Raw genomic sequence first — 14,759 nt, 5'->3', positions numbered from 1 at the left:
CTTATCCCTTTATCAATTTACACGAGAGTGAAAATTCTAAATTTTATGTTATATTATTATTATAGGAGTGTGGTGAGAATGAGCATTAAGTATTCAAACAAAATCAATAAAATCCGGACCTTTGCATTAAGTTTAGTATTTATCGGCCTCTTCATTGCATACTTAGGTGTCTTTTTCCGCGAAAACATTATTGTTATGACAACGTTTATGATGGTTGGCTTTTTAGCTGTTATCGCTAGCACTGTCGTTTACTTTTGGATTGGTATGTTATCTACTAAGACTATCCAAATTATTTGTCCAAGCTGTGATAAGCCAACAAAAATGCTCGGCCGTGTCGATGCATGTATGCACTGCAATCAACCTTTAACACTAGATCGAGATCTAGAAGGAAAAGAATTTGATGAAAAGTATAATAAGAAGAGTTATAAATCATAAGTATCAAGGGAAATACGAGTTTGCAACACTACAAACGTTTCAACTCATTAAAAAGTTGATTTATTAAGAAATCAACTTTTTAATTGTTTTATTAAATTTATTACACCTATTTTTTCGAAATAACAGTAAACATCCCTGTCATGTTAGGCGAATAATCTTTAAAATCATATTTTTCGTAGAATGACGTTTTACCTTGCGACGCAAACAAACCAATGAATGCTTTATCTGGAGCATTCTGATTTAAGTATTCTACTAAAGTATTCATTATTTTCTTTCCAATACCATTCTTTTGATACTCTGGATGAACCACTATATCTTGAATATAGAAATAGATAGCCCCATCCCCAACAATTCTCCCCATGCCGATGATTTGATTATTATCCTTGACTGTTATACAGTAAATCGAATTTTGAAGTGATATTTCCGCCACCTCAAAGTTCATATAATTAGTCCATCCCACAGAATCACATAAATATTTATATTCTTCCAATGTTGGAATGTCACTTTTAATCTCATATTTCTTCAAAATGTCCCCTCCAAGAATTCATTTCCACCAATACAAAGTAAATTCGACAAACTTTTATCTATCCCTTCTTACTAACTTAGCACTGTAAATCCTGATTAACCTCACGCTAATCCTTATATAATAAAGAAAGAGGCTGACGTATAGCCGTCAGCCTCTTTCTTTATTATATATTACGCCTTATGACACTCTGGACAAACGCCATAAATTTCTAAGCGATGACTATTGATAACGAAGCCTGTCGTTTTCGCAGCTTCCTCTTCCAGCTTTTCCAAGCCTCCATAAGGAAAATCAACAATCTTACCACATTTTTCGCAAATTACATGATAATGTTGACTTGTAACATAATCAAATCTACTTGAAGCGTCTCCATAAGTTAATTCCTTTACAAGTCCAACCTCTTTAAACACACGTAAGTTATTATAGACAGTTGCAACACTCATATTTGGAAACTTACCTTCTAATGCTTTATAAATATCATCCGCTGTTGGGTGCGTCATTGATTCCACAAGGTACTCTAAAATAGCATGACGCTGTGGAGTAATGCGTACACCCGTATTTTTCAGCATTTCTAGCGCTTCTTTTAATTCTTCTTTGACCACCGTCATGCACCCCGATTCTATACGGATTATTATTTTATAATTCTTATAAAGAGTGTACTCCTTTTCTTATAAATCGTCAATATTTCTACTATAAGTATGTGGTTTATTTTTATATTCAGGACTTGTTTTTATGTATCTTTCCCTTTTTCTTCATATATTAAATAGAAAAAAGTGCGACATAATCGCACTTGGAATACTATCATCTGAGGAGGTATGCCCTACACTTCCACTTTATGTAAGGCAGTAAAATATGTATAGACACTTGCCTTGTTTCTGCATATTTTATCTCCAACGTAGATTTATTTTATATAAGAAAGAACATCCTCAATATGTCCTTTCACTTTCACTTTACGCCACTCTTTTACAAGTTCACCGTCTTTATTAATAAGGAATGTAGAACGCTCGATTCCCATATACTCTTTCCCAAAGTTCTTTTTTAACTTCCAAACATCGTATAACTCTGCTACTTTATGATCTTCATCTACTAAAAGGGTAAATGGCAATTCATGTTTCTCAATGAATTTCAAATGTCTATTCGCTGAATCAGGACTTACTCCAAGAATAACCGTATCCTTCTCTTGAAATACTCCATACGCATCACGAAAATCACATGCTTCAGTTGTACATCCTGGCGTCATATCTTTCGGGTAAAAATAGAGAACTACATTTTTACCGCGGAAATCAGCTAGGCTAACTTCTTCTCCGTTACTTCCCTCTAATGTGAATTCTGGTGCCATTTCTCCTACTGTAATCATTGTTATCACTCCTACTCTTTTCCTTTACTATAACAAATGCTTCCTTATTTTTCATTGTCTATTACAGACCTCATCACAAAAGCAAAAGGGAGTGTATATCCAATTAGCGCTTCTGCAATTGCAATCCATCGCCCAATTCCAATCGGAGATATGTCACCATATCCAACAGACAATAAAGTAACTGCGCTAAAATATAAACAAACTTCAACGAGTTGAAAAGAATGAGCGTTCAAACTTTCTCCGTCCTCTTTCAAAACTGCGAAACCCATTTCCTCTAATACAACGTAACTTAATCCAAACGCGATCAGTACTGTTGTATAGATCAAAAATAATGTGGCCAAATTATACAGCGAAAAAAAACGCGTTGAATCTGAATAGGAACTCCATAATAATTGGACACTTTTCAAAATAGCGATTGCTGCAATTAATAGAATAAATCCCCATAACATGTCCTCCACCTCATTTTATATGTATGAGGTGGAGGACTGATTTATCCCTTAGAAACGAACAAGCTTCTATAATTAATTACCCGCGCCACGGTATCTTTTTACTCCTTGGTTCCAGAGGTTGATTGCAATTGTAAAACAGATAACACCAACAAGTGGCGTCGCGAATGCATAACTATTCCATTCTGTTTTTCTTAAAAAGTACGCTGCTGGATATACTCCAACAAACGCGAACGGTAAAACAAACGTTAAAATGAAACGAATTACACGATTATAAATATTAACAGGATAGCGCCCGTAATTACCTATGTTATACATAAGGGGCATAATTGAACTTTTCGCATCCGACCAAAAACCAAGGCTCGCAAGCGTAACAAATATCCCTCCATATACAAGTGCTCCTCCTCCTACCATCAATATAAATAAGAAGAAATCATACCAGTAAAAAGATAATTGTAACTCCACAGCTGCATATCCCATTACAACAATCCCTGTAATGGCTCCAATTAAAGATTCAAGTTCCATTCTTTCTAATATAATTTGAAATAGGCTATGGATCGGTCGCGTTAATACACGATCCATCTCCCCTTTAATAATGTATCGATCATTAAAATCCCATATATTAAAGAAAGCTGAAAAGATGGCAAATGGTACTAAAAAGAAACCATAAATAAAGATTACCTCTTCTCGACTCCATCCCTTCAATGCTTGTGTATGCCCAAATACAACGAGAATAAATATTAAATTAACTGCTTGAAGCGATAAATCAGAAAGTAAACCAACGATAAAATCGCCTCGATACTCCAATTTCGTTTTTATATATTGACTTGCATATTGTAAAAATAAGTTTATATATAGCATCTCATCATCCCCCTTGTACAATTAGACGTTTTCTCGCCGTTCTCCACATGAGTACAATTGGAATAATAAGTACAATCGCCCAAATCACTTGAAATACTAAAGCCTCATACAACTTACTCCCCTGTATACCTTCAGAAAAAATCATACTTGGAATATAACTAATAGCCTGAAACGGTAAAAACATCATTGCTTTTTGGGCCCATAACGGATAAAAACTAATTGGTAATAATAGACCTGAAAATAAATCAATAACAACGCGTTTTGCATACATAATCCCACTATTATTAAATAGGAAAAACGTAAGCATTCCCGTCATTAAATTAATTTGTGTATTAATAATAAAACTAAATATTAAGGATAAGAAGAAATATAACCAAGTTTGAAAATTCGTTGTAATTTGCAACGAAAATAATAACGTAACGATAACCATGCCTGGAATGGAAAAGAAGGCAAAACGGAATATCCCCTCGCCAAGACCTTGCATAACTTTCATTCCCAAATAGTTATACGGACGAATTAATTCTACAGCCACACGTCCTTCTTGAATCTCCATCGCAATTTCCCTATCTATATTATTAAAATAGAAGGCACGTGCCATCCACGCGATTGCGATATACGTGGTCATTTGCGAAATAGATAAACTTTCAATATTCTCTTTTCCGCTATAAATTGCTTGCCATAAAAAATAGTAAGCACCGATATTAATCGTATAAATTAAAATCCCACTATAGTAATTTGTACGATACGCAAGCATCATTAAAAAGCGAATTCGAATCATTTCAATATACTTACCCATGCGTAATACCTTCTTCATAAATGTTACGAATAATTTCCTCTGTAGACACTTCGTTAATTTTTAAATCTTTAATTTGAAAGGCTTGTACTACTTTAGAAATCAGCATTGAAATAATAACTTCTTCATTCGGAATTTTTGCAACCCATGCATTTTCCTCTTTTGCTTTCGACCAAACGACATGATTATCTGGCATAACCATTGATAAAGCTTGATAGGAAACTGGTGCAACAAACTGAAAGTGTATTTCCTTCTCTGCTCCCCACTGCGTACGAAGATTATTTAAAGAACCGTCATACATAATATTTCCTTCATCCAGCATGATAACACGCTCACATAAAGCTTCAATATCCGTAATATCATGAGTAGTTAATAAAATTGTTGTTTTATAACGTTCATTCATTTCTTTTAAAAATTCACGTATTTTCAATTTCACAAGTACATCTAACCCAATTGTTGGCTCATCTAAAAATAATAACGGTGGATTATGAATTAAGGCTGCTGCTAATTCACAACGCATTCTTTGACCGAGAGATAATTTTCGAACTGGTTTATCTAATAAAGGCCCTATATCTAACGTTTCAATTACGTGCTCCATATGCTCCTTATACTGAGCGTCTGATACACCATACACTTTCTTTAATAAACGAAACGATTCTTGGACTGCAATATCCCACCAAAGTTGCGAGCGCTGTCCAAAGACAACACCAATTGTTCTTACAAATTCTTCTCTTTGTTTATGTGGATTCATTCCATTTACTGTGATTTGCCCTGATGTCGGAGTCAAAATCCCCGTAAGCATTTTAATTGTTGTTGATTTACCAGCACCGTTCTCACCGATATAACCAACCATTTCACCTTGCTTTACAGTAAAAGATACATCATTTACTGCTGGTACTATTTTATAATTACGATTTAATAAATCGCGAAATGCACCCTTTAAGCCCGGACGACTTGAATAGGCTGTAAACTCTTTACGTAACCCTTGTACCTCAATTACCGATTTCATAATCGGACCCCCCTCCTAAATGTCACAACGAATAGTTTACCCAACTGCCTTCGCTATCACAAACAATACGTCTTTTCGAAAAACATGTTAGAATAATACATAGATTTTTGTAAGGAGATGAATTGTAGTGAAATTCACAAAGTCAGAAGAATTACATAAAGAAGCTTTAGAGCATATCGTTGGCGGTGTTAACAGTCCTTCTCGTTCTTTTAAAGCAGTTGGCGGCGGCGCTCCTGTTGCTATGGAACGCGGGAAAGGCGCTTATTTCTGGGATGTAGACGGAAATAAATATATCGATTATTTAGCAGCATACGGTCCTATTATTACCGGACATGCTCATCCGCATATAACAAAAGCAATTACAACAGCTGCTGAAAATGGGGTACTTTACGGAACACCAACAGCGCTAGAGGTAAAATTCGCAAAAATGTTAAAAGAAGCAATGCCTGCATTAGATAAAGTCCGTTTTGTAAACTCTGGTACAGAAGCAGTGATGACAACGATTCGTGTTGCTCGTGCTTATACAGGTCGCACAAAAATCATGAAATTTGCTGGTTGTTACCACGGCCATTCTGATTTAGTACTTGTGGCAGCTGGATCTGGTCCTTCTACTTTAGGAACTCCTGACTCAGCTGGCGTACCACAAAGTATCGCACAAGAAGTTATTACCGTTCCATTTAATAATGTAGAAACTTTAAAAGAGGCGTTAGATAAATGGGGTCATGAAGTAGCAGCTATCCTTGTAGAACCGATTGTTGGAAACTTCGGTATTGTAGAGCCTAAACCAGGATTCCTTGAAAAAGTGAATGAACTTGTTCACGAAGCTGGCGCACTAGTAATTTACGATGAAGTTATTACTGCTTTCCGCTTTATGTACGGTGGTGCTCAAGACTTACTTGGTGTGACACCTGACTTAACAGCGCTTGGTAAAGTTATTGGCGGCGGTTTACCGATCGGTGCTTACGGTGGTAAGAAAGAAATTATGGAACAAGTTGCTCCGCTTGGACCTGCATACCAAGCTGGTACAATGGCAGGAAACCCTGCTTCTATGGCATCAGGTATCGCTTGTCTAGAAGTGCTTCAACAAGAAGGACTTTATGAGAAATTAGATGAACTTGGTGCAATGCTTGAAAAAGGAATTTTAGAGCAAGCAACGAAACATAATATCGACATTACATTAAACCGTCTAAAAGGAGCTTTAACTGTATACTTCACAACAAATACAATTGAAGATTACGATGCCGCACAAGATACAGACGGTGAAATGTTCGGTAAATTCTTCAAGCTTATGCTTCAAGAAGGAGTTAACTTAGCACCTTCTAAATACGAGGCATGGTTCTTAACGACAGAACATACAAAAGAAGATATTGAATATACAATCGAAGCTGTCGGCAGAGCATTTGCTGCCCTAGCAGACAATAAATAATCCCGTCATTAAAAGGAAAAAAGAAAGCTCACCTTTCTTTTTTCCTTTTTTCTATTTCATAAATCCCGTATTAATAGTATAATTATTCATAATTATCTGTTTTATATTCTTTTACAGCATTACTATCTCTGTGTACAAGGTGATTTGCACCTTAAATAGTAAGATTATTCTAACTTTTACAAGAGGGGGGATTGACGGATGCTCAATACAAAAAATACATGGACACCGTCTTTATTTCGAGATTATAGAAATGCAGAACACGATGCGTGTGGAATCGTTTCCGTTATGGAGAAACGAAAAATTGCTACAAAAGAAAACATTGACCTTTGTATTCAATCACTCGTCAAAATGAATCATAGAGCTGGTTTCATTAATGGTGAGGGCGATGGCATCGGCATTCACATTGATGTACCAAAAGCGCTTTGGAATGAAAAACTAAAAAGTAGCGGATATAATCCAACGATTGTGGATCATCCCCACTTTATCGTTGGACATTTTTTTCTAAATAAAAAAGAAAACATTACTATCTTAAAAGATTATATTCGTACGCAATTAAACAACAAAAAATTTACAATCATTTTCGAAAGTGATGATGTAACAAACTCCGATGCACTCGGTCCACTTGGTAAACAAGAAGAACCTTTATTTTGGCAAGTTGCCCTTATCGCAGAAAACGAAATTACAAATATTGAGCAAACATTATTTTCTGTCACAATAAAAATAGAGGAAAACGAAGCAATTCATGTTGCTTCATTAAGTCGTGATCATGTTGTATATAAAGTTCTAGGTGCTGGCGATACACTTGTTGCCTACTATAATGATTTACAACATTCACTTATCGCTTCAACTATGACATTAGGACATAACCGCTACTCTACTAATACATTATCTAATTTTTTTCGTGTACAACCATTTAGCATTCTCGGACATAATGGTGAAATTAACACAATCGCAAAATTACGCGATCAAGCTGAAATGATTGATGTACCACTTACTGCTGGAGGCAGTGACTCTCAAGATTTAAACCGCACCTTAGAAACTCTACTTGTTCAATACGACTACAGTTTATTTGAAGCAATGGAAATATTGTTCCCTCCAATTATTAATGAAATTAAACTTTATGAAACACCTTTACAAGATTTATATACGTATATACGTGAAGCATGGGGACATTTTGCACAAGGACCAGCTGGCATCATTTCCCGTTTTAAAGATGAAGCTGTTTTCAGTGTTGATTCCCTTGGATTACGCCCAGTATGGAAAGTAGAGACAGAGAGCTCTTATATTTTCTCTTCTGAACCTGGAGTTGTATCACCAACTAAATATGTAGCAGAACCAAAACCACTCGCCCCTGGAGAAAAGGTTGGATTAAAATGGAATGAACAAGATGAACTTGTTCTTTATGAATATGACAAATATCAAATCCAAGTATATAACCGTTTTAAAAAGCGAATTGATACTACCAATTACCATTTAAATTTATCTATCCCTGAAACGAAAAAAATCCAAGGGCTATGTGATTCTGTTCAAGTTGAAACGAAACAATACGTCGCTTTCGGATGGGACCGAGAACATATTCAGCTCCTTGAACAGATGGCAACAAAAGGCGTTGAGCCAATACGCTCACTTGGGCATGACTCACCACTTGCCGCACTCGATACTGATAGACGAAATATCGCTGACTTTATTAAAGAAAGTGTAGCTGTTGTTACAAACCCTGCAATTGACCGTGACCGTGAAATTGAACACTTCTCTACACGTACTGTACTTGGAGAGCGTCCAAGTTTATTAAGCGGCGCAAAACGGCCATTTGTAGTTGAAATGCTTTCACCAATTATTTTAGAAGGCAGCGTGGCACAACCTATTGCAGAGGAATTACACACAATTACGTATGAACAACTCATAGAGCTATTTATGACTCATAACTCTATCGCCACAATCTCTGCTACATTCAGCTCGTCAGAAACCCTGCAATGTGCATTAAGCCGCATTAGTTCTGAAGCGATAGCTGCTGTTAACAATGGTGCTTCTCTACTAGTATTAGATGACGCAAAAGCTCATCTAAATGAACGCTTGTGGATTGATCCACATTTAGTTACCGCTAAAGTACATCAAGCATTAAGTGAAAATAAATTACGCCGCAATTGTTCTCTCGTTATACGTTCTGGTGCCCTTCGCTCCTTACATGACATTGTAACGCTATATGGATTAGGAGCAGATAGTATTAATCCATATTTATTATTCGCGACTGTAAATGATGGAACAAAAATACCAATTACGAATCTGTATAATGCACTTAATAAAGGACTAGAAAAAGTCATTTCAACAATTGGAATTCATGAGTTACGTGGTTACGGACGTCTCTATTCATCTATTGGGTTACATGAGGAAATTGCAAATATATTACAAATTACAAATTTCTTCGGTTCAAATGATTTAGCTTTTTCACTTGAATCACTTACTGAAGATGCAAAAATACGAGCAGAGGATTATAACAATCCTAAAATTAGAATGCGAAAATCATTTCATATATTCCCGCGAATTTGGAAAGCAATTGGCGATGTTGCAAAAGGAAATTCTTATGATGATTACCGTGACAAGTTAAGTGAACTAGAAGAGAATAATCCAATCGCAATCAGACACCTTGTTCAAACGAAACAAACAAAACATGTCGTTCCAACTGAAGAAGTATCTATCGGCATTCAAAATCATAATTTACCATTTATTATTAGTTCTATGTCATTTGGTTCTCAAAACGAAATCGCCTTTCGCGCATATGCAGAAGCGGCCGATCAGCTAAATATGATTAGCTTGAACGGTGAAGGCGGCGAAATTAAAGATATGATTGGGAAATACCCACATACACGTGGACAACAAGTGGCATCTGGACGATTTGGAGTAAATGCCGAACTACTAAACTCATCAAACTTAATTGAAATCAAGATCGGTCAAGGCGCAAAGCCTGGGGAAGGTGGACATTTACCTGGTTCAAAAGTGACAGCCAAAATAGCTGAAGCACGTAATGCGACAATCGGCTCAGATTTAATTTCACCTTCTAATAACCATGATATTTATTCAATTGAAGATTTAGCTCAAATGATTACAGAAATTAAAACAGCTAATCAACTTGCCAAAGTAGCCGTGAAAGTCCCTGTCGTTCCTAATATCGGAACAATTGCTGTCGGTATAGCCAAAGCTGGTGCTGATTTTATTAACATTAGCGGATTCGATGGCGGAACAGGTGCTGCACGTATTCACGCATTGCAGCATGTAGGTCTCCCTGTAGAAATTGGTGTTAAAGCCGCTCACAACGCTTTATTAGAAGCAAGTATGAGACATAAAGTAGAGATTTGGGCAGATGGTGGTATTCGAAGTGTAAATGATGCCTTGAAAATCATGCTCCTCGGAGCAAACCGTATTGGATTTGGCACACTATCAATGATTGCAATCGGCTGTACTACTTGCCGTGGGTGCCATCTAGATACTTGCCATGTTGGAATTGCGACACAAATCGAGTCTGAAGCACAAGCAAAAGAACACGGATTACGCCGCTTCGTTCCGCGCGAATTAGAAAGCGCAGTTGCCGGCCTGTTAAATTTATTCACCTCTTTCGGTGTAGAACTACAACGATTAACAGGACAGCTTGGATATACAAATTTACAAGCAATTGTTGGGCGTTCTGATTTATTAGAGCAAGTTCGAGGCAAAAATTTATTAAACTTATGTAATTTACTACAAATACTAGAACATCCATCTGTTACAACAACAGAAGACGTGCCGGAAAAACAATTTAAAACCGTTCATTCCGCTGACTCAAAAGAATTAGTAGGCGTTGGTGTAGAGCAACGCGTTATGGGTGGTCTAGAATCATGTTATCGCGTTCGCAGTAAACTATATGAAGCTACTCAACTTGAACCACTTACATTAAAGTATACGAATGGTTCTATTCCCGGAAATGGGTTAGGTGCTTACAATAGTGAAAATTTATTTATACACGTAAATGGCGGCGCACAAGATGGCATTGGTAAAACTTCCTTTGGTGGTGGGATTTATATAACGAAATCAAAAGGAAAAGACGGAGTATATTATAACGGTTCTGTCGGAAAAGGATTTGGATATGGCGCACAAAAAGGGGCACTATACGTACAAGGGAACGCTGATGCTCGCGCTGGCATTCGCCTTTCTGGGGCAGACATGATAATTGGAGGTAGAATAACAAAACCACTCCGTGAAAAAGAGCAAGGAAATATAGGTGCATACTCCAATATTAAAGGTTTTGCTTTTGAATATATGACAAATGGGCGAGCGCTTGTTTTAGGTGACCCTGGTCCATGGATTTGCGCTGGCATGACTGGCGGTGTTGTTTATTTGCGTCGCGATTCAAACTTAGGCTTAACAGAACAAGCCTTAAAAAGAAGAATCGCAAAAGGCGCAAATGTTACATTACAACCAATTAGTAAAAATGGTTTGAAAGATGTAACTGAATTATTGCTAGACTATATTCGTGTACTAAACGAGCACGAGCAATATGAGGAAGTTGCTTTGTTAACACCATTATTAGATGATATACAGAACCAGTTTTTTGAGATTATCCCGAAAAAAGAACAGGCAGATCCATCTATCTCAACAGAGTAACATGAGTAATTTTCATTATTAAGAAAAAATTGACGAAGTACACTTCTCATAGTAATCTATAGTAACAATTTGAGACCTGCTGAAATTCAGCAGGTCTTTTTACTAAAAACTGATGTTTAAAAGAAATTAGGAAAAATTATAAAGTGAAACTTTAATTAGCCTACAGCAATTGAGCGTTTACCGGCATCCAGCTACTGAATTTAGAGGCGGGAATCTTACTGTTCACAATTAACGCGATAAAATGAATACTAATTTCTTTTAACGTCACTAAAATATCACTTGCTAACATATTGTAATGAATGTATAGTATCATGTTGTACATTCATTATGACAAGAGAAAGGATCTTATTAAGGGTATGAAACTTGGTGCTCGCATTTTAAAAACGGGTATTGCCATCACGTTAGCTTTATTTGCTTGTATTTTACTTCAATTACCGAGTCCGGTATTTGCGGGAATTTCAGCTATCTTTGCTGTTCAACCGTCTGTATACCGTTCTTATTTAACCGCACTTGAACAAATTCAAGCAAATGTAATCGGTGCGATATTTGCTATCGCATTTGCTACTGCTTTTGGACATAATCCTTTTATTATTGGATTAACATGTATATTAGTAATTGCTCTTACACTGCAATTACGATTAGAAAACACAATATCAATTGCTTTAGTAACAGTTATCGCCATTATGGAGTATCAAGGCGAAGATTTCTTTAGTTTTGCCTTACTTCGCTTTGCGACGATTATGATTGGTATTATTGCGGCTTCACTTGTAAATTTAGTATTTATGCCGCCGAAATATGAAACAAAACTTTATCATCGTATCGTTGATAATACTGAAGAAATTGTAAAATGGATTCGAATGAATAGCAGGCAAGCTTCTGATTTTACAACGCTAAAAACTGATATTGATCGTATGAAAGAAAAAATGATCAAATTAAACCATTACTATTTGCTGTATAAAGAAGAAAGAAGCTACACGAAAAAAGTAAAGTTCGCAAAAATTCGTAAGCTCGTTTTATTCAGACAAATGTTAGCGACAACAAGCCGTGCTTTAAGTACGTTAAAATCATTACACCGTACTGAAAACGAACTGCGTTACATGCCAGAAGAGTTTCAGGAATCTATCCAAAACGAACTTGACTCATTAACGCATTATCATGAACAAGTTTTATTAAAATTTATTGGTAAAGCAAAAAAACAACAATCAGTTGAAATGCTTGATGAAGTTGAAACGGGTAAACAAGAATTAATTGATATCTTTATGGAATATCAAAATAAGGACGATGAAGAAGCATATAAAACATGGCTACATCTCTTCCCTCTTATTTCTTCCATTATTAACTATAGTGAAGAAGTAGAGCATTTAGATTTACTTGTAGATAGCTTCTACACATACCATAAACCAGAAAAAGAACTCCAAATCGATGATAAAAAAGAAGACGAATAAAAAAACAGCTCCTTTTATGCTAAAGGAGCTGTTTCTGTTATATGTTGAAGTTGATATAAATTGTAATAAAATCCTCTTTTTCGCATTAACTCTTCATGAGAACCAGTCTCTTTAATCTCACCTTCTTCAATGTAAATAATCGTATCAACATGCGTAATCGTCGCTAATCGATGTGCGATTATAATCGTCGTCCTGTCAGCAGCTAACGTCTGAAGCGCCTCTTGAATATACCTTTCATTTTCTAAATCCAATGCCGAAGTTGCTTCATCCAATATAAGTACCGACGGATTCTTTAGAAACACTCGTGCAATTGCCACACGTTGTCTTTGCCCGCCCGATAGCTTTACACCACGTTCTCCAACGACAGTATTATAACCCTCTGGTAAGTCTATAATAAAATCATGAATTTGCGCAGCTTTGGCAGCTGCAATCACTTCTTGCTCTGTAGCTTTCGGATTTCCATATAATATATTTGCTCCAATTGTATCGCTAAACAATAAATTATCTTGCAGTACAATTCCAATATTACTACGTAAATTTCTCATATTATACTTTCTTACATCTATCCCATCTACATAAACCGCTCCCTCAGAAACATCATAGAAACGCGGGATCAAACTAGCAAGAGATGACTTTCCTCCCCCACTCGCTCCTACAAGCGCTACTTTCTCTCCAGGCTGCATAGTTAATGACAAGTTGTGTAATATCTCTTTTTCATCTGCATTATAACGAAAAGAAACATTATCAAATACAATTTCTCCATTTAATTTTTTCGTTTGTACCGCATTTGGCACATTAACAATATCGTATTTTTCATCTAACAGTTCAAACACACGGTCCATCGATGCAAAAGATTGTGTTAATGTTGTAGATGAATTAACAAGGCGGCGAAGCGGACTATATAAACTATCCATATATCCAACAAAAGCTACCATCGTCCCTAGCGTTAACTGCCCTTGAATTACTTCATATGCTGCAAAACCAATCACAAGTAATGGACCTAAATCTGTTAACGTATTTACTGCCGAGAATGTTCTCGCCGTCCAACTTGTATGGGTTAATGCTTTCGTTAAAAACTCATTATTTCTTTTTTCAAACTGCTTCCCCTCATACTCTTCTAACGCAAAGCTACGTGTCACTTGCATTCCTTGAATACGTTCATGCAAATACCCTTGCATCGTCGCTAACGCTTGTGAACGCTCTTTCGTCAATTTCCGAAGACGTCCGAAAAAATATTTCACTGCAATTACATAAATAGGTAAAATCAATAATGCAACAAATGTTAATTTTATATTCATAGAAAACATAACAATGATGGCAATAGCAATTGTTGCAGTATCTAACCAGACGTTCATCAAACCAGTAATTACAAAATCCTTCGTTTGTTCTACATCATGGATGACACGCGAAATAATCTCTCCTGTTTTTGTATTGGAGTAATAACGTAAACTTAATTTTTGTAAGTGACCAAAAATATACTTCCGCAAATCATACAGTATTGTATTTGCGATACGCTGCGCGAAATATTGACGATAATATTCAATCGGTGGTCTTAATACCGCAAAAATAAAAAAAGCAATTCCAATCGCTGTTATTAATTGAGATGTTTTATCTTGAAGTGAACCTCCGCCTTGAATTACATCATCGATAATATACTTTAATAACCACGGCATAATAAGTGGGATACCAAACTTAACTAGTCCAATAATAATTGTAATAGCGATAAGCCATCGATATGGTTTAACAAATTGTAAATATCTTTTTATGCCCTGCACATAATCCCCCCTCTAATAGGACAAACCTGCCGGGAAGCCCCCTGCAGGTTTGTT

At 36.2% G+C, this 14,759-nt stretch carries 13 protein-coding genes; 4 read left to right on the top strand and 9 right to left on the bottom strand.

The window, feature by feature from the left end; genetic code table 11:
* Window positions 1–78 precede the first annotated feature (78 nt).
* Window positions 79–435: a YgzB family protein gene (locus QCI81_RS16995; protein WP_000025067.1), complete on the top strand. Its 357-nt coding sequence runs from the start codon at window positions 79–81 to the stop codon at window positions 433–435.
* 106 nt (window positions 436–541) lie between these two features.
* On the opposite strand, the gene QCI81_RS16990 is transcribed toward QCI81_RS16995, so the two are convergent.
* From QCI81_RS16990 to QCI81_RS16960, 7 genes are all read right to left on the bottom strand, one after another.
* A complete protein-coding gene (locus QCI81_RS16990; protein ID WP_000759743.1) occupies window positions 542–961 on the bottom strand; it encodes a GNAT family N-acetyltransferase in 420 nt (139 codons plus the stop codon).
* A 170-nt stretch (window positions 962–1,131) separates the two neighbouring features.
* Complete coding sequence (perR, locus tag QCI81_RS16985) at window positions 1,132–1,560, bottom strand: peroxide-responsive transcriptional repressor PerR (protein ID WP_000237829.1); 429 nt, start codon at window positions 1,558–1,560, stop codon at window positions 1,132–1,134.
* Between the two features lie 299 nt (window positions 1,561–1,859).
* Window positions 1,860–2,315, bottom strand: a complete 456-nt coding sequence (gene bcp / locus QCI81_RS16980; protein ID WP_000633711.1) for a thioredoxin-dependent thiol peroxidase — start codon at window positions 2,313–2,315, stop codon at window positions 1,860–1,862.
* A gap of 44 nt (window positions 2,316–2,359) precedes the next feature.
* On the bottom strand, window positions 2,360–2,764 hold the full coding sequence (locus tag QCI81_RS16975) for a potassium channel family protein (RefSeq protein WP_000964343.1): 405 nt from the start codon (window positions 2,762–2,764) through the stop codon (window positions 2,360–2,362).
* 72 nt (window positions 2,765–2,836) lie between these two features.
* Window positions 2,837–3,622, bottom strand: coding sequence for an ABC transporter permease (locus tag QCI81_RS16970; RefSeq protein WP_000965774.1), 786 nt, complete (start codon window positions 3,620–3,622; stop codon window positions 2,837–2,839).
* 4 nt (window positions 3,623–3,626) lie between these two features.
* The gene (locus QCI81_RS16965) at window positions 3,627–4,418 is read right to left on the bottom strand and encodes an ABC transporter permease (protein ID WP_000521519.1); all 792 of its coding nucleotides are present in this window, start codon (window positions 4,416–4,418) and stop codon (window positions 3,627–3,629) included.
* On the bottom strand, window positions 4,411–5,424 hold the full coding sequence (locus tag QCI81_RS16960; RefSeq protein ID WP_000843655.1) for an ABC transporter ATP-binding protein: 1,014 nt from the start codon (window positions 5,422–5,424) through the stop codon (window positions 4,411–4,413). The genes QCI81_RS16965 and QCI81_RS16960 overlap by 8 nt, the downstream gene beginning before the upstream one ends.
* 127 nt (window positions 5,425–5,551) lie before the next feature.
* Here QCI81_RS16960 and hemL point away from each other — a divergent pair, with 127 nt between their 5' ends.
* Both hemL and QCI81_RS16950 read left to right on the top strand, forming a co-directional pair.
* Complete coding sequence (gene hemL, locus QCI81_RS16955) at window positions 5,552–6,850, top strand: glutamate-1-semialdehyde-2,1-aminomutase (RefSeq protein WP_053565316.1); 1,299 nt, start codon at window positions 5,552–5,554, stop codon at window positions 6,848–6,850.
* Window positions 6,851–7,048: 198 nt separating this feature from the next.
* Window positions 7,049–11,485, top strand: a complete 4,437-nt coding sequence (locus QCI81_RS16950) for a glutamate synthase-related protein (RefSeq protein WP_071730637.1) — start codon at window positions 7,049–7,051, stop codon at window positions 11,483–11,485.
* Between the two features lie 160 nt (window positions 11,486–11,645).
* Here QCI81_RS16950 and QCI81_RS16945 read toward each other — a convergent pair whose 3' ends face one another.
* Entirely contained in the window at window positions 11,646–11,798 is a 153-nt protein-coding gene (locus QCI81_RS16945; protein ID WP_153601216.1) for a hypothetical protein, read from the bottom strand.
* A gap of 43 nt (window positions 11,799–11,841) precedes the next feature.
* Here QCI81_RS16945 and QCI81_RS16940 point away from each other — a divergent pair, with 43 nt between their 5' ends.
* Window positions 11,842–12,930, top strand: a complete 1,089-nt coding sequence (locus tag QCI81_RS16940) for an aromatic acid exporter family protein (RefSeq protein WP_000765787.1) — start codon at window positions 11,842–11,844, stop codon at window positions 12,928–12,930.
* A gap of 14 nt (window positions 12,931–12,944) precedes the next feature.
* Here QCI81_RS16940 and QCI81_RS16935 read toward each other — a convergent pair whose 3' ends face one another.
* Entirely contained in the window at window positions 12,945–14,705 is a 1,761-nt protein-coding gene (locus QCI81_RS16935; protein WP_071730636.1) for an ABC transporter ATP-binding protein, read from the bottom strand.
* Window positions 14,706–14,759: the final 54 nt, after the last annotated feature.

The organism is Bacillus cereus group sp. MG20, assembly GCF_040459885.1.
In the GTDB taxonomy this organism is placed as follows: Bacteria; Bacillota; Bacilli; order Bacillales; family Bacillaceae_G; genus Bacillus_A; species Bacillus_A cereus.
The sequence above is the reverse complement of the archived record's forward strand: the minus strand, read 5'-3'. Positions and strand labels throughout refer to the sequence as shown.